Source organism: Lentilactobacillus raoultii (assembly GCF_900411375.1).
In the GTDB taxonomy this organism is placed as follows: Bacteria; Bacillota; Bacilli; order Lactobacillales; family Lactobacillaceae; genus Lentilactobacillus; species Lentilactobacillus raoultii.
Window position 1 is genome coordinate 150,643 of sequence record NZ_LS422984.1, and the last position, 22,340, is coordinate 172,982.

The following is a 22,340-nucleotide window of genomic DNA, read 5'->3' on the forward strand; positions in this document are numbered from 1 at the left end:
ATAAATAAAGAGAAGAAGGTTTCAAATGATTTATTTTGATAATAGTGCAACGACACAAGCATTGCCGGAAGTTGTTGACACGTACGACAAGGTAAGCAAAAGTGTTTGGGGAAATCCCTCAAGCCTCCATAATTTTGGAGAGCAAGCCTTTAATTTACTGGAACAATCCAGAAAGCAAATTGCCGATTTACTGCACGTTCATCCTGATGAGATTTACTTCACCAGCGGTGGCACAGAAGGCGATAACTGGGTGGTTAAAGGAACGGCACTTCAAAAACGGGAGTATGGTAAACACCTAATCACAACTTCAGTTGAACATCCTGCTATCCATAATTCGATGGAACAGCTTAAACAACTGGGCTATGACGTGACTTATCTACCGGTAGATGATGAAGGCCGAATTTCAATTAAAGATTTGAAAGCTGCAATTCGTCCTGATACGACGTTGGTTTCAATTATGGCTGTCAATAATGAAATTGGCACGATTCAACCCATTAAAGAGGCTGCTGAATTATTAAAGCAGTACCCTAAAATTCATTTTCATATTGATGCCGTCCAAGGAATTGGTAAGGGAATTCAAGACCAGATTTTTAACGATCGTGTTGATTTTGTTACAATTTCAGGGCATAAATTTCATGCGCCAAGGGGAATTGGCTTTATTTATGGTCGCCGTGGTCGCCGCATTGCACAATTAATGAGTGGTGGTGGTCAAGAAAAAAATCAACGTTCTGGAACTGAAAATCTACCAGCAATTGCGGCAATGGCAAAGGCACTTCGGCTGTTGCTCACAAAGGAACCGCAAGCTAATCAAACTGAACGGCAAATTAAACAGCTTATCAGTGATCACATTCGTAAGTTCGATAAGGTAACCATTTTCTCAAAAAGTACGGATCGGTTTGCACCACATATCCTGTGCTTTGCGATTAAGGGTGTTCGGGGAGAAACGGTCGTTCATGCGTTTGAAAAGGAAGGTATTTACATTTCGACTACCAGTGCCTGCTCTTCCAAGAAGCATTTGGCATCGAGTACCCTGACTGCAATGCATGTGCCAGAAGAGATTTCAACAAGTGCTGTTAGAATCTCATTAGGTGATCAGAATACGCTTGATGAGGCTAAAACGTTTATTAAGGTATTTGATCGATTGTATAAAGAGTTTGATAAATTAAGTTAGGAGAAACTATGCATTATACTGAAATTATGGTTCGTTATGGCGAACTTTCTACTAAGGGTAAAAACCGAAAAGATTTTATCCGTCAGTTGGGAAGAAATGTTCGCGCAGTGTTGCACCGTTTTCCGGCCGTTGAAGTCAAGGCTCAACGCGATCGGCTTCACGTTACTTTGAATGGTGAAGATGATCAAAAAGTGATCGCAACTTTACAAGGTGTCTTTGGCATTGAGACCTTGTATCCTTCAATTAAAGTGGCAAAAGACATGGATGCTATCAAGAAGACAGCGCTACAAATGGCTGAAAAACAATATCAGCCAGGCCAAACTTTTAAGATTAATACCCGCCGACAAGACAAACATTTTGAGTATCATACGAACCAAATTAACAACATGTTGGGTGACTATATTTTAGAAAATATCGATGGCATTTCGGTTAACGTCAAACATCCTGACATTGCAATTCGGGTTGAAGTTCGAATGAACGGCGCGTTTTTGTCTTCAGAAACACTTCATGGCGCTGGCGGTCTTCCAGTGGGAACCGGCGGTCGAGCAACGATGATGTTATCAGGTGGGATTGATTCACCGGTTGCGACTTATATGGCCATGAAGCGTGGGGTGAAAATTGATATGATTCATTTTTATAGTCCGCCATACACCAGCGAGCAGGCTCTAAACAAAGCCAAGCAACTGACATCCGTATTAGCTAAATATTCCGGCAATATTCAATTTATTCAGGTACCCTTCACTGAAATTCAGGAAACCATCAAAGAGAAGGTGCCGGAAGGTTATTTGATGACAATTCAAAGACGAATGATGTTGCGAATTGCGGCCGAGATAACGAGGAATCGACATTGTGGTGGTGTCTTTACTGGTGAGGCTTTAGGCCAAGTGGCATCGCAGACACTTGAGAGCATGATGGCGATTAACGACGTTACCAATCTGCCCGTATTGCGGCCATTGGTTTCAATGGATAAAACTGAGATTATTAAAATCTCTAAACAGATCGGAACTTACGATCTTTCCATCTTGCCTTATGAAGACTGTTGTACAATTTTTACGCCGCCGGCACCAAAGACTCGTCCTAACCTCCAACGATCGCGAGAATTTGAAAATTATATTGATGTTGAAGGCTTGATTAAAAAAGCGATTGACCATATCCAAATTACTGATATTAAACCCGGTGACGAGTTTTTAAACCAAAATGCTGATGTTTTTGCGGAATTGCTTTAAATGATCACTATTAACTTACTTGCGTAAACGTCCAGAATGGGCTACATTATTTGTAAACCTAAACTTATTCATAACACACCAAGGGAGTGTTTGTATTGCAAGTCACAATCAACGGTAAAGATGAAAAATTGTTTGGTAATCCACCAGAAGTCGGCGAGCAACTACCCAAATTCAAGTTGGAAAGTGCAGAAGGCCATAAGGTTAAAACAGCTGATATTATTGGTCGAATTACGTTGATTTCTACTGTGCCGGATATTGATACACCGGTTTGTTCAATTGAAACCAGAAAGTTTAATCAGGAAGCTGATAATTATCCGGATGCCCGGTTTTTAACAATTTCCAATAATACACTTGAACAGCAGAAAGATTGGTGTGCTGCCCAAGGCGTTCGCAATTTGCAATTACTATCGGACGAGAGTTTATCGTTTGGATATGCAATGAAATTGTATATGCCAAACTTCGGTGCATTGGCTCGAACAATCTTTATTGTCGATAAAACCGGCAAAATTGTTTATCGACAAATTGTACCGGAAATCACTGATGAGCCTGATTATCAAGACGCATTATCAGCATTGGAAAAATTAGCAAAGCGTGTTGACGATTAGCTGATTGTTGAGTAAGATTAGAATTAATTATTATTAAAGCATTGAGCAAGAGAGTAGCTAAAGGGCATGTTTCAGAAAGAGAATGGGTAATGGAAAATTCTTACATGCGATTAGATGAAAGTAACTTGTGAGCTGTCTGTTCGAAAAGTTTGAGAGCAGATCGGTGTTATCTGACCGTTATCAAGATACTGAGTGGGGTGTCATAACCCAATTTAGGTGGTACCGCGAAAACATTTCGTCCTAATAATTTTATTTTAAGACGAAGTGTTTTTATTTTTGTTTGAATAAGGAGGAGAACCGTTATGTCAGAATCAGACACTAATTCGTCAACTGAAAGTAACGAAATGTCAACCAAATATGATCCGACGGCTGTCGAAAAAGGTCGATATCATGAATGGCTTGAGGAAGGCGTCTTTAAGCCTAGTGGGGATAAAAAAGCAAAACCATTTTCGATTGTTTTGCCGCCACCAAATGTCACAGGCAAGCTTCATTTAGGGCATGCCTGGGATACGACGCTTCAAGATATGATTATCCGAAAGAAACGAATGGAGGGCTATGATACGCTTTGGCTTCCTGGAATGGATCATGCGGGGATTGCAACCCAAGCCAAAGTTGAAGCCAAACTTCGTGAACAGGGAATTTCCCGTTATGATTTGGGCCGTGAAAAGTTTATCCAAAAGGTCTGGGAATGGAAGGACACGTTTGCTGCAACTATTAAAGAACAGTGGGCAAAACTCGGCCTTTCACTTGATTATGAACGCGAACGGTTTACTTTGGATAAGGGCTTATCAAAAGCAGTTCGGCGGGTTTTTGTTGACCTATATAATAAAGGGTTGATTTATCGGGGTGAGTACATTATTAATTGGGATCCTCAAGCTCGAACCGCACTTTCAGATATTGAAGTGATTCATAAAGATGATAAAGGTGCCTTTTATCACGTTAAATATCCGTTTACGGATGGAACCAAATTTAATGGCAAAGATTATATCGAAATTGCAACGACCCGTCCGGAAACAATGATGGGTGATACGGCTGTTGCGGTTAATCCAAGTGATGAGCGATACAAGGATATTGTCGGCAAAAAAGTGCTGGTCCCCCTTGTTAATCGTGAAGTACCAATTATCGCTGACCAGTACGTTGATCCTGAAGAAGGAACTGGAATGGTAAAGATTACGCCTGCTCACGACCCCAACGATTTCAAAGTCGGTAATCGGCATAATTTGGAACGAATTAATACCATGAATCCGGATGCCACTATGAATGAAAAAGCCGGAAAATACCAAGGAATGGATCGCTTTGAAGCTCGAAAAGCAATGGTTAAGGACTTACAAGATCAAAATTTGATTTTAAGTATTGAACCAATTGTGCACTCGGTTGGTCATTCGGAAAGAACCGGGGTCCAAGTAGAAGCTCGATTGTCCACTCAATGGTTTGTCAAAATGAAGCCTTTAGCCGAACAAGCCATTAAAAATCAAGCGACGGATGATAAGGTTAACTTTTTTCCGCCCCGCTTTGAAGAAACGTTTACCCAATGGATGAATAATGTTCATGACTGGGTAATTTCCCGTCAACTGTGGTGGGGACATCAAATTCCAGCATGGTATAACAAGCAAACGGGTGAAACATATGTCGGAATGGAAGCTCCTAAAGATGCTGAGAACTGGGAACAGGATCCCGACGTTTTGGATACTTGGTTCTCATCAGCTTTGTGGCCTTTTTCAACGATGGGTTGGCCGGATGATACCGATGATATGGCACGTTATTTTCCAACTGATACGCTGGTCACCGGTTATGATATTATTTTTTTCTGGGTTTCCAGAATGATTTTTCAGAGTTTGGAATTCACACATCGTCGGCCATTTAAAGACGTTTTGCTTCATGGATTAATTCGCGATTCACAAGGGCGAAAAATGTCCAAGTCTTTGGGAAATGGTATCGATCCAATGGATGTGATTGACAAGTATGGTGCGGATGCCCTTCGCTGGTTCTTGTCGGTTGGTGGTACTCCGGGTCAGGATCTTAAGTTTAGTTATGACAAAATGGATTCTGCTTGGAATTTCATTAATAAGATTTGGAATGCCAGTCGTTATGTCATTATGAATTTGGATGAGACAACAAAGCCGGAATTGCCAGTTGAATCGGAATGGCAATTATCTGATAAATGGATCCTTAGTCGGCTAAATTCGACCATTAGAGAAGTTTCTCAACTGTTTGATAAGTACAACTTTGGTGAAGCTGATCGAAAACTCTATGATTTTATTTGGAATGACTTTTGTGATTGGTATATTGAAATGAGTAAGGAAGCTTTAACGGGTCACGACGAAAAGTTGAAGCAAAACACTCAAAGCATTTTGGCGTACGTTCTGGATAAAACATTGAAATTGTTACATCCGATCATGCCGTTTGTAACGGAATATATTTGGCAAAAAATGCCTCATAATGGTCGATCACTTGTGACGGCGACATACCCTGTTGCTAATGAGTCCTTGGCTAATCCAACTGCTGAACATGAGATGCAGTCTCTGATTGATCTAATCAAAGCGGTTAGAAATATTCGTAATGAAGCTAATGCCCCGTTATCATCACCAATTGATATGTTAGTTCAGACTGAAAACGCCACTCTAAAACAAATTTTTGAAACCAACCGAGACTATATTGATCGATTCTGTCACACTCAGGAGTTAACGATCGACAGCCAAATTGATGCACCTAAGTTGTCAATGTCAGCTGTTATCACGGACGCAACTATCTACGTTCCGTTGGCTGAATTGGTTGATTTGCATGAAGAAAGGGATCGAGTAAAAAAAGATGTAGACAAGTTTACGTCTGAAGTTGCTCGTGCCACTAAGAAGTTGGCTAACACAAGATTTGTTGAAAATGCACCTGAAGCTGTAGTAGATGAAGAACGACAAAAGCAGTCGGATTATCAATCTAAACTTGATGCTGCTAAAGAACGGTTACAGCAGATTAACAGTGAACTATAGTTAAGTTTGAGGGGACCAGAGCGAAGTTATTGCTCACGGTGCCCCTCGTTTTTTTGAGGAGAATCGATCGTGATTGAAACATATGATCAAGCATTATCATTTATTCATGGGCGAACCAAATTTAAGAAGATTCCAACGTTGAAACGGATGCGTCGCTTTTTGGATGAACTTGGTGCACCTGATAAAAAAATTAAAGCAATTCACATTGCCGGCACGAATGGTAAAGGTTCAACGTTAGCCTTTTTGCGAAATATTTTACAGAATGATGGCTTAAAGGTTGGCAGTTTCACGTCACCTTTCCTAATTAAATTTAATGAGCGAATTAGTGTCAACGGTGTCCCAATTTCTGATGAAACGATTGTCCGCTTGACTAAGCAGGTGTATCCGATTGTTAAAGAACTGGATCGAATCCTTCCGGAAGGTGGTCCAACAGAATTCGAGATTATTACAGCGATGATGTTTCAGTATTTTTCAGAAGGTCATGCAGACATTGTTTTAATCGAAGTTGGGCTCGGTGGCTTACTGGATTCAACAAATGTTGTGATGCCTGAACTCTCTGTTATTACAACGATTGGCTGGGATCATATGCACATTTTGGGAGATACATTGCCCAAAATCGCCTATCAAAAAGCCGGAATTATTAAACCAGCTGTTCCGGTGATTGTTGGGAAGATCCCTGAAGCCCCATTGCAGGTTATTGAACATGTTGCTCAAAAGCATGATAGCCCATTGATGGTTTTGGGGAAACAGTTTCTGGTTCGTGATCTTGGCTTTAAGAATTGGCAGCAACGTTTTTCATTTAGCTCAGGTTCCCAGACTTTTGAGCAGTTAACAACCCAATTAATTGGTGATTATCAAACAAATAATGCCGCATTGGCAATTCAAAGTTACCTCGAATATTGCCGGTTAAACAAGCGACCGGTCAATCAAGCCAGCATTATTTCAGGAATTCGGCAAACTAAATGGGCTGGACGATTTGAAAAAATCAGTAATTCCCCTACAATTGTTATTGATGGTGCGCATAATATCTCAGCCGTAAATGAAATTGTGACGTTGTTGGCAACTGATTTTACTAAGGGACACATTTACGTCTTAATGGGTGTGCTGGCTGATAAACAAGCCGATAAAATGGTTGAAAAAATGGCAACTGTTAAGAATGTGTCCGTTGTCTTGACGAAATTTAAAGGACCTGGTAAACGACAGGCAGCTAACCCGGAAGCACTTGAAAAAAAGGTTGAGTCACAAAAGGGCCAAACCGTAACAGATGTTATTGAAAACTGGCAGGAGGCACTTCAGGTTATTCAACAAAAATTGACGGCTGATGATATGTTATTGATTACGGGATCGCTATATTTTATTTCGGATGTGCGGAAGTATTTACTTGCGCCACAAAACTAAATTTCAAATAATATCTTAAATCATTCTTTCATTCCTGTGATTTAGTTCATTTTTACGTCCGTTATGATATACTTATTTCGTTAAACAATAATTAATTTATAAAATAACACCAAAAGCGAAATCAACATGATAAAGCAATGAAGGGATGGATAACGTGTTCGGACTTGGGGAAAAAAACATAGGAATTGACCTTGGAACAGCTAATACGATTGTTTACGTTGAAGGAAAAGGCATTGTCCTTCGTGAACCATCAGTTGTTGCCAAAAGTACCAAGAACGGTGACATTATTGCCGTTGGTGAAGAGGCTCGGGCAATGATTGGACGAACGCCCGCTAGTATTAGTGCGGTAAGACCAATGAAAGATGGTGTTATTGCAGATTATGATACAACCGTTGCGATGATGAAGTACTTTATTCAAAAGGCGTTGGGACATTCTTCCGGGAAACCGTATGTTATGGTTTGCGTTCCAACCGGTATCACAGCAGTCGAAAAACGTGCGGTTATCGATGCAACCCGTGTTGCAGGTGCACGTGACGCTTATGTTATTGAGGAACCATTTGCTGCAGCAATCGGTGCCGGGTTACCAGTTATGGATCCTACTGGTAGTATGGTCGTTGATATTGGTGGTGGAACGACTGACGTTGCCACAATTTCGCTGGGTGGCATTGTTTCAAGCCGTTCGGTTCGCATGGCCGGTGATAAGCTTAATGAATCAATTGCACAATATGTTCGCCAAAAGTATAATTTGCTGATTGGTGAACGAACAGCAGAACAGTTAAAGATTGATATTGGTTCAGCATCGCCTAAGGCAGCCAAAGAAATTGAAGCCGTTCCAGTAAGAGGACGTGATTTGGTTACCGGGTTGCCAACAACTGTTCAAGTAACCGGAAGTGATGTTAACGAAGCAATTAATGAATCAGTAGCGGAGATCATTGCAACCATTAAGGAAACGCTGGAGGAGACATCACCTGAAATTGCAGCCGATGTGATTGATCATGGGATTGTTTTAACCGGCGGCGGGGCTTTACTACGTAATATTACTGATGTGATTGCCGACGCGACTCAAGTGCCGGTTACAATTGCGGCTGATCCACTTGATTGTGTGGCAATCGGCACCGGTGAATCACTTAAAAGTATTAACGTTATGAAGAAAAAACAATAAACAAACAACATTTACCCAAACTTTAAAGCCAGCAATGGCTTCATTTTTGGGTAAATTATGAAACGGATGGAGGCAATTATGCAAAAATTTTTCTCCAGTCGAAAACTTGTCATTGTTATTGTGTGTCTGATCATTAGTTTTGGTTTAATGTCAGTTTCAGTGGCGTTTAGAAATAATCGCAATACACCACCATTAATCCAACAATTTGGTAATGATATCGTTGGATTTGCTGATCGAGTCGTAGCGGTCCCAATGAATGGTGTTCACCATGGCTTTTCTTCGATCAGTAACTTGTTGAACACATATCAAGAGAATCAGAAGTTAAAGTCTAAAGTGGACCAACTTGCTCAGACACAGGTAAAAGATCAAGTTTTAGAACGAGAAAACAAACAGCTTAAACGTCAGCTGAACGTTGGAAATACCCTAACCGGTTATGAAAAAATCAATGCGGCTGTGATTACTCGAACACCTTCTTCGTGGGCGAGTCAAATTATTATTAATAAAGGTCAAGCAGCTGGTGTAAAGAAAAATATGCCGGTCATTGCTGGGCCGGGATTAATTGGAACCGTTGCGGAAGTTAACAAGACAAACAGTAAAGTTGTTTTGATTTCAAACACAGCAGAAAACTCCAACCGTTTTGCCATTCAAATTATTGGTGACAATTCAAAAGTTGTTAACGGCATTATTACGTCATATGATTCTCAAAACAACCGAATTATTATGGGAAATATTACTTCAAAAGCAAAGCTCTCTAAGGGAGATCGGGTAACCACCAGTGGATTGGGTGGCATTATTCCCAAAGGGATTTATGTCGGTCAAGTTTCAAAAATTGCTGAAGATGATTATGGATTGGCTAAAAAGGTTTACATTAAACCAGCAGCTAATTTAAATGATATTGAAGTAGTTTCGGTTGCCGTTCGCAATTGATAGGAGGTTATTCAAATTGAGACGAAGAATTCCTATCACGACTATTTTTGTAGTTGGCCAGTTTATTGCTTTCTTTTTAGATGGTTCAATTAGTCAGGTCTTGTCGGGGACACTTTATAAATACCCTAATTCTTTAGTACCGGCGTTAACATTATTGTGGCTAGTGCTTGCAGTATTTTTTGGTGATCGTCAGAAATTGCATTTAGCCATTTGGGCTGCAATAATTGGATTTATTTTTGACATGTATTATACAGGCTTGTTGGGAGTTTATGTTTTTATCTTTCCGCTAGTTGTTTATCTCTGTCAAACCGTTTATCAAATGCTACCGCCGAATTTTATGAGTGGCTTTTTGGTTTATTTTTTGGGGATCACAGTGTGGATGAGTCTGGGCTTTATGGCAAATGAATTTATTGGGCAAACTTCATCCTCGGTTGCGCAATTCTTGGTAAACACATTGGCACCAACGCTCGCAATTAACCTCGTGTTTATGGCGCTGGCTTATTTTCCGGTGGCATCGTTATACAGGAGTCACAGGCGGTAAAAAGGGGAGTCTTATATGCAGGATGCAGCTGTTTTGAAGGGTACAAATGATGGATATGAAATTATTTTGGATGATGAAGCGGATTTAGGTGACATTTACGCATCGCTTAAAGAACTGCTTGAAAACTTAAGAGATCAAACCACCGCTACTCATCCGCAACCGATTTCTTTTGATATTCAGACTGGTATGCGGCTTTGGTCGGCCGGTAATCGGTCTGAAATTGAAAAGATTTTTTCGAATTTTCAGCTTTTTTCCGTTCATAAAATTATTTCAGATGTGATTACTAAAGAGGAATCAACTCGAATTTTAGAGCAGGAATCAGTTCACATCATTGATCGAATAATTCGAAATGGGCAGGAAGTTCATGTTCAAGGGGATGTTTTATTCCTTGGCAATATTCACGAAGGCGGCAAACTTTTTGTCGGTGGCAATATTTATGTCCTTGGTAATGTTCACGGCGTTATTCAAGCAGGGTATCCTGACTTGGAGGATAAAATGATCATTGGGGATGTACATAACGCACAGCAAGTTCGAATTGGTGAACAATACGAAATTCTTGATGATACTAATCAAAAAATCACTGAAAATTCAGTAATTTATGTCAATGATTTACACGTTTTGGATTACGGAAAAGTTGAAGATCTTAAACAAATTAATCCCAAATTTTTCAATCGGATAGGAGGCGTCATGAATGGGTAATGCATACGTAATCACTTCCGGAAAGGGAGGGGTTGGCAAAACAACCTCTTCAGCTAATATCGGAACAGCACTCGCAATGCTTGGAAAAAAAGTATGTTTAATGGATTTAGATATTGGTTTAAGAAACTTGGATGTTGTTCTTGGGTTGGATAATCGGATTATGTACGATATCGTTGACGTGGCATCAGGCCGTGCCAGCCTGGGACAAGCGTTGGTAAAGGATAAGCGATTTGATGATTTGCTATACTTATTGCCAGCGGCTCAAAATACAGATAAAACAGCCTTAACCCAAGATCAGGTTGTTCAAATTGTTAACGAGATTAAACCCGATTTTGACTATGTTTTAATTGATTGTCCGGCTGGTATCGAGCAGGGCTTTATGAATGCGATTGCCGGTGCCGATAGTGCAATTATTGTTACAACGCCTGAGATATCGGCTGTTCGAGATGCGGATCGAGTAGTTGGACTACTTGAACAACATCCCTTAAAAGAGGAACCTCATCTGATTATTAATCGGATTCGAACGCATATGATGAAGGACGGTTCGGTAATGGATGTCGATGAAATAACCCATCACTTGGGGGTCGAATTATTGGGCATTGTTTTTGATGATGATGCAGTGATCACGACTTCCAATCAAGGTGAACCGGTTGTCCTTCAGGCAGACAATCCGGCAGGCCAAGGGTATCGTGATATTGCTAGGCGTCTTGAAGGTGAATCAGTGCCGCTTATGCAGATGAAGGATGAGATCCACCCGTCATTTTGGAAGAAAATCGGGAACTGGTTTAAGAAGGGGTAATCTATTGCTTGACGAATGGCCAATTTCCGATTATGATTATTAGCATAAATTAAAGAATTTTAAAGACAATGATCAGAACGATAGGCTTTATCAAATTTCAGAAAGCTCACGATGATGGAAAGTGGGTATTTGATTAGTTTATCTCACGTCTGGGAGTCATTTTCCTGAAAAAAGTAGGGAAAAGCGGTGAGCGCGTTATTGCTGAAGTTTAGTTTTCTAAACTCGTTGAGGCTTTTCATTTGAGTGAAAAGTAAAACTGAGGTGGAACCGCGATAATTATCGTCCTCTTAAGCTGTAATAGCTTAAGAGGTTTTTTAGTTAGGTTGGAAACTAAACTTCTTGAGGCAGTAAATGTGAGTTTACTGCGAATTGAGGTGGAACCGCGAACAAACTGTCATCGTCCTCTTGAGTGAATAATGTGATAACTCAAGAGGACTTTTTTAATGGAGGGAAAGCAAAATGATTCAATACATTGAACAGATTTTACCAGCTTTATTGTCGGGAACTAAAATGACTTTATCAATTTTCTTTTGGACGTTAATTTGTTCAATTCCGTTAGGCGCTATTTTGGCCTTGGGACTAGTTAGTAATTTTAAACCATTAGTTTGGCTTTTAAACATCTATGATTGGTTAATGCGGGGAACACCGTTGTTGCTTCAACTAATTTTTGTCTTTTACGGATTACCGATCATGGGCATTATCTTTGAGCGATATGATGCCGCTCTGTTTGCTTTTATTTTGAATTACACAGCCTATTTTGCAGAAATTTTTAGAGGTGGTTTTCAATCGGTGCCAAGAGGCCAATTTGAAAGTGCTCGTGTCTTACGCTTGTCTTACAGTCAGACGATTCGAAAGATTATTATTCCACAGGTTTTTAAAATTGTGTTGCCTTCAATTGGTAATGAGGTAATCAATCTGGTTAAGGATTCATCTTTAGTTTATGTCATTGGGCTAGGTGATCTTCTGAGAGCCGGAAATGTTGCCACTGCACGAGATGTCACGTTATTGCCACTCGTACTGGTTGGTATTATTTACCTGGCGCTGACAGCGATTTGCACGGTTGTTCTAAAAATGATTGAGAAACGTTCAAGCGTGTGGAGATAGAGAGGAGCTTTAGATATGTTGGAAATTAAGGGATTAACCAAAAAATTTGGTAATAAAACGGTTATTAATAATTTATCAATGACGGTTAAGGACGATGAGATTATGGCCATAGTTGGGCCGTCAGGGGCAGGTAAGACAACGTTGTTAAGGTGTATCACCGGATTGGAAAAAGTTAACAGCGGGACGTTTTACTGGGATGGTAAACGGTTTGATCCTGCCAATCCTGGAAAAGAAGATACGATTATTGGTGTTGTCTTTCAAGATTATCAGTTATTTCCAAATTTAACTGTGATGGGTAATATAACGTTGGCACCAACAATGGTAAAGAAAGAGTCCAAGGACCAGGTAACACAGCGGGCAACAGAACTTTTAAAGCGTTTGGGTCTTCAAGACAAAGAAACATTGTATCCTTATCAACTTTCAGGAGGTCAAAAACAACGGGTGGCGATTGTTCGTGCGCTTGCAATGAATCCTAAAATTTTGTGCTATGACGAGCCGACTTCGGCGCTTGATCCCGCATTGCGTGATGAGGTTGCTCAAATTATTTTAGATTTAAAAAAACAAAAAATGACTCAAATTGTTGTAACGCATGATATGGAATTTGCTCAAACCGTTGCCGATGAGATTAAGCGGGTTGAACAAATCCAATAGAGGGGGATAATCATATGGCAAAGAAATTTAAGAAATTCCCGCTTATCATCGTTGGACTGCTAGTGCTGACGTTGTTATCTGGCTGTCGATTTGAATCGCGACAAAAAATGGCTACGAATCCGGATACTTGGTCGGTCGTTTCCAAGCAAAAAAAGATTGTCATTGGGTTGGATGACAGTTTTGTGCCGATGGGGTTTCAGACCAAGAGCGGCCGGATTGTTGGTTATGATGTCGACTTAGCAAAGGCCGTTTTTAAAGAATATGGCATCAAAGTTGACTTTCAGCCAATTGATTGGTCTATGAATGTGACTGAGTTAAGAAACGGGACGATTGACTTGATATGGAACGGCTTTTCAATTAATCCACAACGAGCCAAAAAAGTCACTTTTAGCAAACCATATTTGGTTAATAAACAAGTATTGGTTTCTAAAAAGAAAAATCACATTAACAATTTTGCGGATATGAAAGGACGCGTTGCAGGTGTCCAGGCGGGTTCTGCCGGAGCGATGGATATTGATGACAAACCTAAACTATTAAAGGATCTTATTAAAAATCATAGCCCAATTCTTTACGATTCTTTTACTGAGGCGTTCATTGATTTAAATTCTAATCGAATTCAAGGTCTATTGATCGATAGCATTTATGCAGGGTATTATATTAAACATCAAAAGAATCGGGCTTCTTATCGAAGTGTGCCAAGTCAATTTCCTAAAGAATATTATGGGGTTGGTATGAGAAAACATGACAAAAAGCTTAAACAGAAAATTGATGCTGGTCTGGATCGACTCGCCAAGAATGGCCAGTTGGCTAAGATCAACAAGAAGTGGTTTGGAACAAATCAATACAGTCCTTTAATGAAACATCACTAATTTAGATTTACTCACGATGAAGTTTGAATGAACCGATGGGTTGTTCAAACTTTTTATTATGTATTGAGATTTTTGGGATTTTACTTTAAGATGAAAGTTGTGACAATTAAGGAGGATGAAACATTTGACTATAGAAGTTGCAAGAGGCATCGATTTGAAAATTATTCAAACCGATCAGTTTAAAAATAATATGATCGTCTTTAATTTCACTATTCCATCTAATTACCAGAATTTTGCCAAATTGGCATTATTAGCTGAACTATTAGAGAATGCATCAACCGTTTATCCAAGTGAGATGCTGGTCTCTAGGAAACTTTCAGAGATGTTTGGCGCTGGTTACGGTGTTACGGTTTTACGTTATGGAAATCAGCATACTTTAAGAATTCGGCTAACATTTCCACAAAATCAATATTTACCAAACCACACCGACTTATTGGCCGAGGCGTTTTCTTTTTTAAGAGAAATGATTGAACATCCCTATGCTAATGGTAATCAATTCGAATCCAGTTATTTTAATGTTCATCAAACCAATTTAGTAAATTATTTGCAAGCTCTTCCAGACAATCGTGAATTTTATTCAACCTTACAATTACAAAAATTGTATTATGCAAGCGATTTGGATCAAGGACATTATTTGCTTGGAACTGCTAATGAGGTTCGAAATCAGGATGCTGATCACTTATATACGTTTTATAAAGAATTTCTAAAAAAAGCACAAATTTCAGTGATTGTTGCCGGTCAAATTGATTCTGAAGTGGTGAGAAATCAACTCACTTATTTTGCTACCTTCAGTGAGCGAAATGCGGATGACCTAAGCTTATATATTCGGCCTCAGTTACCAATGAAAACGCGTGAGAAAACAGAAGTGGTCCCTGGATCACAGTCAATATTAAACCTTGGTTATCGATTGCCGGTTTATTTTAACGATCGGTTATATTTAGCCGCAACAATTTTTAATCAAATTTTTGGTGCGTCAACACGTTCATTGTTATTTACAAATGTTCGCGAAAAAGCTAGTTTAGCCTACGACATTCATAGTTCATATAATTCATTTGCGGGGATGTTGAGTGTCCAGGCAGGGATTGACTTTGAAAAAATGCCGCAAGTGATTCAAACGATTAATCTTCAGCTAACTGCTGTTGTCAATGGTGATTATCCAGATGATTTGTTAATTGGTGTTAAAAATTCAATGATTAATCAACACCGTTCACAGTCAGATTATTTGACTACTTTGGTTGAGAGACAGTATTTGCGTCAAATTTCCGGTATTTCTTATGAGGATAAACAGTGGGAGTCGGCGGTTATGGCTGTTACAAAGCGTGACATTGCAGAAGTTGCCAAGCAGGTCCATTATGAAGCCCGATATGTACTTCAGAGTCAGGGAGGTCAGAATGAAACTAATTGATTATCCGACATTTAATGAACAATTATTTACTACAAAATTGGAAAATGGGTTAGCCGTTTTTCTGCAGCCCAAAAAAGGATTTCAAAAAACGTTTGCGACATTGGGGGTTAATTACGGTTCAATTGATACTGATTTTACTGTCAACGGACAACTAATTCATCAACCAGCAGGGATTGCCCACTTTATTGAGCATAAAATGTTTGATAAAAAAGGTTACGATGTCTTTGAACTGTTTAATAAAACGGGAGCAGCTGCTAATGCTTACACAAGCTTCACTAAAACCAATTATTTATTTGCAACAACTGAAGATTTAAAGTCGAATTTGAATATTTTACTCGATTTTGTTCAACAACCATACTTCACAACACCAAAAATTGAGCGCGAAAAGGGTATCATTGATCAAGAAATCAATATGTATCAAAATGATGCTGACAACCGACTGTATTTTCAAACGGTTCATGACCTCTATCCACGGTCACCACTAGCCGAAGACATTGCCGGGACAACGGCTAGCGTTGACAAAATTTCATTGGCAGACGCTCAACAAGCATACAAGACGTTTTATCGGCCAGAAAACATGGCTTTATTTGTGACTGGGAAAGTTAATCCACAAGAAACGCTTTCTTGGATTAAAGAAAATCAACTGAAAAAGCAATGGCCGCCTGCACCCCATGTCAATCGTCAATTAGTATTGCCAAAGGCCGACCAGACTCAACGTCATTATCACCAGATGGCGATTTCACGCCCCAAAGCGGCAATTGGCATTCGAGGTACCAACGTGATTCCCCGTAATCGAAAAGGCGTCACGAATGAACTAGCGATTTCACTTGTAATGGATTTGTTTTTTAGTGAAACTTCCGAAACTTACACACGGTTATATCAAGATGGTATTTTAGATGATTCATTTTCTTGGGAATTTGAAAATGAGCGCGGTTTCCATTTTACATTACTAAACGGTAATACGGATCACCCTGAGCAATTCGTAAATCAGATATCAGCAATTTTCAAAAAAATTCCGGATCAGTTGGTAGGGATGAATCGTGAATTTGATTTGCAAAAGAAAGAATTATTGGGAAATTATATTGAAATGATGGATTCTGAAGAAGCCATCAGTGGTCAATTTGACGGTTTTTTGGATGAACCAGTAACGATTTATGATGAAGTTGAAATTTTGAATTCGCTAACACTTGGACAAGCGATCACTTTTGTCACGCAATATTTGAACTCAGCATCTATTCAGGCTGAAATTATTGAAGCAGATCGTTAACTTATACTTTCCTTAAAATAACTAAGGGGTTTCGTATGATATACTAAAAACGGATGAGTAATTAACTTTAATGGAGAAATGAGTATGAACGACGAAAAAGATAATTTAACAATTGGCAAAAAGCTTCATGATGCCCGAGTTGCCAAGGGTTATACACTCGATGATTTACAAAAAAATACTAAGATTCAGAAGCGTTATTTGATTGCAATTGAGGATAATGATTTTGATTCGCTGCCCGGTGAGTTTTATGTTCGAGCGTTCGTAAAGCAGTATGCAGACTCTGTTGGCTTAAACGGCAGTGAGCTTTTGGCACAGTTTGATACTAAACTTCCAGACACAGAAGCTCCTGAATACGTTAATCGGGTCAACAGCGACAACCCTAAAACTCGCTCAGCACAACGTCAGGTAGATCAGCGAAATGAAAAAATCAGAAAGTATATCCCGGTCATTTCGGTTTCGGTGGTTGTCCTGATTATTCTTATCGCAATTTGGGTTGCAGCTGCCCATAGTACGCGAGACACAGCCAAAACGCAAATTGATACTAGTAAAGTTTCAGTTTCTAGTGGTCAAAAATCGAAAAAGAATTCAACTAGTTCTAGTGCCAAATCTAATCGCTCCGCTGGTAAAAAAACTGCTTCAAAAAAATTAGCTTTTAAAAAAGTAACAGAATCTGGTAGCAATGTTACCTATCGAGTTACTGGTGCATCAAGTAAGCCAAAAATTCGCATTGCAACTACCGGCTCTGGCAGTGCTTGGAGTTCTGTTAGTGCCAATGGATCAACTTTATGGCAAGGCTCACAAGCGGGTGGTAAATCACATACTGTCACGCTCCCAAGCAATGCGTCGTCAGTAACAATCAACACAGGTAATGCACCACAGACGGCGATTTATGTTGCTGGTAAGCGATTGAAGCTCTCTGATCCAAGTGATGGTAGTTCAAATCAGGTACGTGTCATTACACTTCAGTTTGGTAAGTCTGGTACCAGTACAACTGGGGCATCCAGTTCATCAGCAACTGGTACGACGGGCACCGGGTCCACGACCAGTTCAACGACGACGGGTAACACGACAACCGGCACTTCTTCTACAACAAACGGAACAACTGGTACAACTGGAACAACTGGGCAAAGTACGACAACTGGTTCTAATACCGGATCATATTAATCGTTTCTGAGTTGTTGGAGGAAATTTAATGAATTTACCTAATAAATTAACAATGTTTAGAATTATCTTAATTCCGTTTTTTATTGTGGTTTTAGCTATTCCAAACTTTGCCGGCAATGTAGTGGTTACAGGTACATCAATTACTGGTGTTCGTTGGTTAGCCGCGTTAATTTTTATTGTGGCATCAATAACTGACTTTTTGGATGGCCAAATTGCCAGAAGACGCCATTTGGTAACAAATTTTGGAAAGTTTGCTGATCCAATGGCTGATAAGATGTTGGTGATGACAGCCTTTATCTTTTTAGTTGCCCTAAATGAAGCGCCAGCGTGGGTCATCACGATCATTGTTTGTCGGGAGTTGGCAGTAACCGGGTTGAGATTAATTGTTGTCGAAAATGATGGTAAAGTAGTGGCAGCAGCTTGGCCGGGAAAAATTAAAACGACAACGCAGATGCTGGCAATCATCTTCTTGTTGCTCAATAATGTCTTTTTTGCTGCCATTCATTTTCCATTTGCGCAGATTATGTTATACATTTGCTTATTTTTTACGATTTATTCTGGAATTGATTATTTTGTTCAGAATAGATCGGTTTTCTCAGACTCGTTTTAAAACATATTAATGACCATTAACTGACCGGGTGATCTCTTTTCATGTATCCCCGGTTTTTGTGTTAAACATAAAGAATTTAAAAAGTTACAGTTGGTTTTATCGTATCTTATTCTTGAAGGGAGACATTAATGAATGTCATTAGAACAGAAATTGGTTAAACAGTTATTAGCGCAACATTTAACAATTACCGCTGCAGAAAGTTTGACAGCCGGGATGTTTCAAAGCACCTTAGGTAACGTAGCTGGGGTTTCGGAAGTGTTTGAAGGAGGCTTTGTCACATACTCTGATAAAGTTAAGGAACAACTGCTGCATATTCCGCACGACGTCATTGCTCAAAATAGTGTTGTCAGTGAGCCGACCGCCATTTGGATGGCAGATCAAACACGACAGATTATGAAGAAAGATTTGGCTGTTTCATTTACCGGAGTGGCCGGTCCGGATGCACTTGAAGGAAACCCAGTGGGAACAGTTTGGATCGGGATTTCGCATGGCTCACAAATTAATTATGCAAAGAAATTTCAATTTAAGGGCGCCCGTAACGAAATTCGCAAAGCTGCCGTGCAAGCCGGTCTTCAAATGGCGTTAACTGAAGTGACCAATTAAAATTAATTTCGAACCTTCGTTCGTTTTTGTTGCTTTTTCGACCAGATGTTTGTATAGTAAATGAGTGATCTTTTCAGTTAAAAAATGGGAGGAATTTCATGGCTGATCAAAGGAAAGTCGCCTTGGATAAGGCATTAAAAAGTATTGAAAAAGAATTTGGCAAGGGCTCGATTATGAGAATGGGTGATAAAGCCGATACTCAGATTTCAACGGTGCCAACCGGTTCTTTGGCGTTGGATGAAGCGCTGGGAGTTGGTGGCTATCCACGTGGTCGAATTGTTGAAGTATATGGCCCGGAAAGTTCAGGGAAAACAACCGTTGCGCTGCATGCTGTTGCTGAAGTTCAAAAGCGCGGAGGTACAGCAGCCTATATTGATGCAGAAAATGCATTGGATCCAGTCTACGCAACTCATTTAGGCGTTAATATCGACGATCTTTTATTATCTCAACCGGATACTGGTGAGCAGGGACTTCAAATTACCGATGCTCTGGTAACTAGTGGGGCAATTGACATTGTCGTAATTGATTCGGTCGCAGCTTTGGTACCGCGGGCTGAAATTGAGGGTGAAATGGGCGATACTCACGTTGGCCTTCAAGCAAGATTAATGTCTCAAGCATTGAGAAAGCTGTCTGGGACAATTAGTAAAACAAAAACCATCGCGATTTTTATTAATCAAATTCGTGAAAAAGTCGGGGTCATGTTTGGTAGTCCGGAAACAACACCTGGTGGCCGAGCCCTTAAGTTTTATGCAACGATTCGACTTGAAATTCGTCGAGCAGAACAGATTAAAGACGGCACCAATATCATTGGTAACCGAGTTCGAATCAAAGTTGTTAAGAATAAAGTGGCTCCGCCATTTAAACGGGCAGAAGTTGATATTATGTATGGCAAGGGGATCTCACAGTCTGGCGAATTAGTGGATATGGCTGTCGATAAGGACATCATTAATAAGGCAGGCTCGTGGTATTCTTATGGCGAAGAACGAATCGGTCAAGGCCGTGAAAATGCTAAGTCATATTTGGAAGAACATCAAGAAATGTATCAAGAGGTCTTAAAAAAGGTTCGTGATGCATATGGGATTCCTGATGATGCGGATAAGCCATCAACCGATAGTTCAGACAGTGAAAAGACATCAAGTAAGAAATCAACTACCAAAAAGACAGACAAGACTGGTAAAACAGAATCTGATTCTTCAAAAACGGTTGATAATATCGATTTAAACATTGGCAAGTAAGCAAGTTTAATTCTAAGAAAGCTAACATTTTCCATGTAATATTGGATAATGTTAGCTTTTTTGGCATAAATTCCAATAAGATTGGCGTTATTATGTAGCAAACAATTAATTTACTGATTTTTAAATTCCAAGACGGCTTCCTAAAAATTCTTTGTTATATACAATTAATTGTAACGATGCAATAAGATGATTGACACCACGCACAACAAACATTAAAATTAAGGTTGTGTCAATAATCAAATAACATCTTATAATTGGTTTAGAAAATAATCATTTTTTATGATGATTTGGAGGTGAAGCCATGAGTGTGGCTGGAATAATCCTCGCAATCATCGCTATTATTGTTGTTGGTTTTGTTGGAGTTTTAAGTTTTTTAATCGGTAAGTCTGCGCAGAAAAAGGTCCAGGAAACAAAGCTTGAGGGCGCTAAGGGATCGGCAAAGTCTATTTTAGCTGATGCAAAAAAACAGGCTGAAACAGTTGTTAAAGAGGCCACTTTATCTGCCCAAGAGAAGAATCACCGCTATCGTTCAAAGATTGAAAAAGAACTCAAACAACGACGTGCGGAAATTCAAAAACAAGAGGACCGGCTGTTGCAACGAGAGGAAGCACTTGATCGAAAAGACAGTGCTTTTGAACGCCGCGAAAATGGTTTAAATCGCAAAGAGCAAAAAATTAATCACGAACAACAGAATTTGGTGACACAACAAGAAAAAGCAAACTCACTAATTGAAGCACGCCAGGCAGAAGTTCAAAAAGTTGCCGGAATGACTCAGGAAGAAGCTCGTAACGTTATCTTAAAGGAGACCAGTGACCAGTTAGCTGAAGAGAAGGCCAGAATGGTTAAAGAAAGTTACTATCAGGCACAGGCAGAAGCTGATAAAAACGCTAAAAACTTGATTGTTGAAGCGATTCAACAAAGTTCGGCCGATGTTGTTTCTGAAACGACTGTCTCGGTTGTTAATTTGCCGAATGACGATATGAAGGGTCGAATTATTGGTCGTGAAGGGCGAAATATTCGAACCTTTGAGACTTTGACAGGTATCGATCTAATTATTGATGATACGCCAGAGGCTGTCGTATTAAGTGGCTTTGATCCAATTCGTCGCGAAATTGCTAAAATGACGCTTGAGAAGTTGATCAAGGATGGCCGAATTCATCCAGCTCGGATTGAAGAAATGGTTGAAAAAAGTCGAAAAGAACTTGATGAACGAATTCAAGAAATTGGTGAAGAAGCGTTGTTTGATTTGGGCATCCATTCGATGAGTCCTGAAATGATTAAGATGGTCGGACGGATGAACTTTAAGATTTATCAGGGTCAAAATTTACTGGCTCATTCAACAGAAGTTGCTAAGCTGGCTGGTGCCTTTGCTTCTGAATTAGGTGAGGATGTTACTTTAGCTAAACGCGCAGGATTATTACACGATATCGGAAAAGCTGTCAATAACGGCGTTATTCAGGGCTCACATGTACAAGTTGGCGTTGACCTTGCCAAAAAATATCATGAAAGTCCGGTTGTAATTGACACAATTCAAGGCTACGAAGATGGTCATCAGCCTAAATATATTATTTCGGAGTTAGTTGCAGTAGCCGAAAAGATTGCTATCTCTCGTCCAGGTGCACATAGCGAATCACTTGAAAGCTTTGTTCATCGCTTGGATAGCCTTGAAAAAATTACAGACAGTTTTGAAGATGTACAGAAGAGTTATGCAATTCAGGCTGGAAGAGAGATCCGTGTCATTGCAAAACCCGATAACATTACTGACACGCAGGCGATTGTGCTTGCTAGAAGGATTAAACAAAAGATTGAAGCTGAAATGAAATATCCTGGTCATATTAAAGTTACTGTGATTAGAGAAGTTCGTTCAGTTGAATACGCAAAGTAAAAGATCAGGCTATCTGGTCTTTTTTCTTTTATAAT

General features: G+C 39.7%; 20 protein-coding genes and 2 other annotated features. All 20 genes read left to right on the forward strand.

Translation table 11 applies throughout. The annotated features are described in order from the left end of the window. The first annotated feature begins 25 nt into the window (after positions 1-25). The 20 genes from ED605_RS02315 (at position 26) to rny (ending at position 22,305) form a co-directional block, all read left to right on the forward strand. Positions 26-1,171: a cysteine desulfurase family protein gene (locus ED605_RS02315; protein WP_121977309.1), complete on the forward strand. Its 1,146-nt coding sequence runs from the start codon at positions 26-28 to the stop codon at positions 1,169-1,171. A gap of 8 nt (positions 1,172-1,179) precedes the next feature. Then, positions 1,180-2,397: a tRNA uracil 4-sulfurtransferase ThiI gene (gene thiI / locus ED605_RS02320; RefSeq protein ID WP_121977310.1), complete on the forward strand. Its 1,218-nt coding sequence runs from the start codon at positions 1,180-1,182 to the stop codon at positions 2,395-2,397. Positions 2,398-2,492: 95 nt separating this feature from the next. Continuing rightward, positions 2,493-3,002 (forward strand): thiol peroxidase, encoded by a 510-nt coding sequence (gene tpx, locus ED605_RS02325; RefSeq protein ID WP_121977311.1) that lies wholly within the window; start codon positions 2,493-2,495, stop codon positions 3,000-3,002. Positions 3,003-3,034: 32 nt separating this feature from the next. Continuing rightward, positions 3,035-3,248, forward strand: a binding site (T-box leader). Positions 3,249-3,304: 56 nt separating this feature from the next. Continuing rightward, on the forward strand, positions 3,305-5,986 hold the full coding sequence (locus tag ED605_RS02330; RefSeq protein WP_121977312.1) for a valine--tRNA ligase: 2,682 nt from the start codon (positions 3,305-3,307) through the stop codon (positions 5,984-5,986). A gap of 69 nt (positions 5,987-6,055) precedes the next feature. Next, a complete protein-coding gene (locus ED605_RS02335) occupies positions 6,056-7,384 on the forward strand; it encodes a bifunctional folylpolyglutamate synthase/dihydrofolate synthase (protein ID WP_191981330.1) in 1,329 nt (442 codons plus the stop codon). 154 nt (positions 7,385-7,538) lie between these two features. Beyond that, positions 7,539-8,546: a rod shape-determining protein gene (locus ED605_RS02340; protein ID WP_306419363.1), complete on the forward strand. Its 1,008-nt coding sequence runs from the start codon at positions 7,539-7,541 to the stop codon at positions 8,544-8,546. Between the two features lie 57 nt (positions 8,547-8,603). Next, positions 8,604-9,473 carry a rod shape-determining protein MreC gene (gene mreC / locus ED605_RS02345; protein WP_121977314.1) on the forward strand — a complete coding sequence of 290 codons (870 nt, stop codon included), beginning with the start codon at positions 8,604-8,606 and terminating at the stop codon, positions 9,471-9,473. A 16-nt stretch (positions 9,474-9,489) separates the two neighbouring features. Continuing rightward, complete coding sequence (mreD, locus tag ED605_RS02350) at positions 9,490-10,014, forward strand: rod shape-determining protein MreD (protein WP_121977315.1); 525 nt, start codon at positions 9,490-9,492, stop codon at positions 10,012-10,014. Between the two features lie 15 nt (positions 10,015-10,029). Further along, entirely contained in the window at positions 10,030-10,713 is a 684-nt protein-coding gene (locus tag ED605_RS02355; protein WP_121977316.1) for a septum site-determining protein MinC, read from the forward strand. After that, the gene (gene minD, locus ED605_RS02360; protein ID WP_121977317.1) at positions 10,706-11,512 is read left to right on the forward strand and encodes a septum site-determining protein MinD; all 807 of its coding nucleotides are present in this window, start codon (positions 10,706-10,708) and stop codon (positions 11,510-11,512) included. The genes ED605_RS02355 and minD overlap by 8 nt, the downstream gene beginning before the upstream one ends. 59 nt (positions 11,513-11,571) lie before the next feature. After that, positions 11,572-11,802, forward strand: a binding site (T-box leader). A gap of 169 nt (positions 11,803-11,971) precedes the next feature. Further along, on the forward strand, positions 11,972-12,616 hold the full coding sequence (locus tag ED605_RS02365) for an amino acid ABC transporter permease (RefSeq protein WP_121977318.1): 645 nt from the start codon (positions 11,972-11,974) through the stop codon (positions 12,614-12,616). A gap of 15 nt (positions 12,617-12,631) precedes the next feature. Beyond that, positions 12,632-13,267: an amino acid ABC transporter ATP-binding protein gene (locus ED605_RS02370; RefSeq protein ID WP_121977319.1), complete on the forward strand. Its 636-nt coding sequence runs from the start codon at positions 12,632-12,634 to the stop codon at positions 13,265-13,267. Positions 13,268-13,281: 14 nt separating this feature from the next. Next, positions 13,282-14,136, forward strand: coding sequence for an amino acid ABC transporter substrate-binding protein (locus ED605_RS02375; protein WP_121977320.1), 855 nt, complete (start codon positions 13,282-13,284; stop codon positions 14,134-14,136). Between the two features lie 115 nt (positions 14,137-14,251). Beyond that, positions 14,252-15,541 (forward strand): EF-P 5-aminopentanol modification-associated protein YfmF, encoded by a 1,290-nt coding sequence (gene yfmF / locus ED605_RS02380; RefSeq protein ID WP_225419024.1) that lies wholly within the window; start codon positions 14,252-14,254, stop codon positions 15,539-15,541. Next, positions 15,528-16,808 (forward strand): EF-P 5-aminopentanol modification-associated protein YfmH, encoded by a 1,281-nt coding sequence (gene yfmH, locus ED605_RS02385; RefSeq protein ID WP_121977322.1) that lies wholly within the window; start codon positions 15,528-15,530, stop codon positions 16,806-16,808. The genes yfmF and yfmH overlap by 14 nt, the downstream gene beginning before the upstream one ends. 84 nt (positions 16,809-16,892) lie before the next feature. Beyond that, positions 16,893-17,972, forward strand: coding sequence for a helix-turn-helix domain-containing protein (locus ED605_RS02390; RefSeq protein ID WP_121977323.1), 1,080 nt, complete (start codon positions 16,893-16,895; stop codon positions 17,970-17,972). A 28-nt stretch (positions 17,973-18,000) separates the two neighbouring features. Further along, entirely contained in the window at positions 18,001-18,582 is a 582-nt protein-coding gene (pgsA, locus tag ED605_RS02395) for a CDP-diacylglycerol--glycerol-3-phosphate 3-phosphatidyltransferase (protein ID WP_121977324.1), read from the forward strand. Positions 18,583-18,714: 132 nt separating this feature from the next. Continuing rightward, a complete protein-coding gene (locus ED605_RS02400) occupies positions 18,715-19,185 on the forward strand; it encodes a CinA family protein (RefSeq protein WP_121977325.1) in 471 nt (156 codons plus the stop codon). Between the two features lie 98 nt (positions 19,186-19,283). Beyond that, positions 19,284-20,420, forward strand: coding sequence for a recombinase RecA (gene recA / locus ED605_RS02405; protein WP_121977326.1), 1,137 nt, complete (start codon positions 19,284-19,286; stop codon positions 20,418-20,420). Between the two features lie 301 nt (positions 20,421-20,721). Continuing rightward, positions 20,722-22,305, forward strand: coding sequence for a ribonuclease Y (gene rny, locus ED605_RS02410; protein ID WP_121977327.1), 1,584 nt, complete (start codon positions 20,722-20,724; stop codon positions 22,303-22,305). Positions 22,306-22,340: the final 35 nt, after the last annotated feature.

Coding starts and splice junctions, on each gene's coding strand:
- ED605_RS02315 (WP_121977309.1), top strand. CDS start 26: ATGATTTATTTTGATAATAGTGCAACGACACAAGCATTGCCGGAAGTT.
- thiI (WP_121977310.1), top strand. CDS start 1,180: ATGCATTATACTGAAATTATGGTTCGTTATGGCGAACTTTCTACTAAG.
- ED605_RS02330 (WP_121977312.1), top strand. CDS start 3,305: ATGTCAGAATCAGACACTAATTCGTCAACTGAAAGTAACGAAATGTCA.
- mreC (WP_121977314.1), top strand. CDS start 8,604: ATGAAACGGATGGAGGCAATTATGCAAAAATTTTTCTCCAGTCGAAAA.
- ED605_RS02355 (WP_121977316.1), top strand. CDS start 10,030: ATGCAGGATGCAGCTGTTTTGAAGGGTACAAATGATGGATATGAAATT.
- minD (WP_121977317.1), top strand. CDS start 10,706: ATGGGTAATGCATACGTAATCACTTCCGGAAAGGGAGGGGTTGGCAAA.
- ED605_RS02365 (WP_121977318.1), top strand. CDS start 11,972: ATGATTCAATACATTGAACAGATTTTACCAGCTTTATTGTCGGGAACT.
- ED605_RS02370 (WP_121977319.1), top strand. CDS start 12,632: ATGTTGGAAATTAAGGGATTAACCAAAAAATTTGGTAATAAAACGGTT.
- ED605_RS02375 (WP_121977320.1), top strand. CDS start 13,282: ATGGCAAAGAAATTTAAGAAATTCCCGCTTATCATCGTTGGACTGCTA.
- yfmF (WP_225419024.1), top strand. CDS start 14,252: ATGAAACATTTGACTATAGAAGTTGCAAGAGGCATCGATTTGAAAATT.
- yfmH (WP_121977322.1), top strand. CDS start 15,528: ATGAAACTAATTGATTATCCGACATTTAATGAACAATTATTTACTACA.
- ED605_RS02390 (WP_121977323.1), top strand. CDS start 16,893: ATGAACGACGAAAAAGATAATTTAACAATTGGCAAAAAGCTTCATGAT.
- pgsA (WP_121977324.1), top strand. CDS start 18,001: ATGAATTTACCTAATAAATTAACAATGTTTAGAATTATCTTAATTCCG.
- ED605_RS02400 (WP_121977325.1), top strand. CDS start 18,715: ATGTCATTAGAACAGAAATTGGTTAAACAGTTATTAGCGCAACATTTA.
- recA (WP_121977326.1), top strand. CDS start 19,284: ATGGCTGATCAAAGGAAAGTCGCCTTGGATAAGGCATTAAAAAGTATT.
- rny (WP_121977327.1), top strand. CDS start 20,722: ATGAGTGTGGCTGGAATAATCCTCGCAATCATCGCTATTATTGTTGTT.